This window comes from Psychrobacter sp. TB20-MNA-CIBAN-0197, assembly GCF_040309765.1.
In the GTDB taxonomy this organism is placed as follows: domain Bacteria; phylum Pseudomonadota; class Gammaproteobacteria; order Pseudomonadales; family Moraxellaceae; genus Psychrobacter; species Psychrobacter submarinus.
Genome location: NZ_JBEOPC010001218.1, coordinates 1 through 244, shown reverse-complemented (window position 1 = coordinate 244; position 244 = coordinate 1). Strand labels below are relative to the sequence as shown.

Sequence of the window (244 nt, the reverse complement as noted above, 5' to 3'; positions counted from 1 at the left end):
AAACAGATCATCAAAATAGCGTGGGTGTTTACGCAAGGCTGAGGCAAAAGTCCCACCGGCTTCGATATCGGCTTTTATTTGCAAAACCAGTTCTTTCATACTGGGATTATCCAATGAGTCCGCGACAATCTCAAAGGACTGGGTCAATGGCACGCCCGCTTTCATCATGGTTGCCAATTGACGGGCAAAGATGGCAATATCAATAGGTTTGATGGGTTTTTTGAAGGTGTAGAGGGGCTTGGGC

Annotated in this window: 1 protein-coding gene; it reads right to left on the bottom strand. The window is 46.7% G+C overall.

The features are described from left to right. Positions 1-244, bottom strand: a 244-nt coding sequence (locus AAEY83_RS17820) for a type II secretion system F family protein (protein ID WP_351061343.1), incomplete at both ends; no start/stop codon positions are given.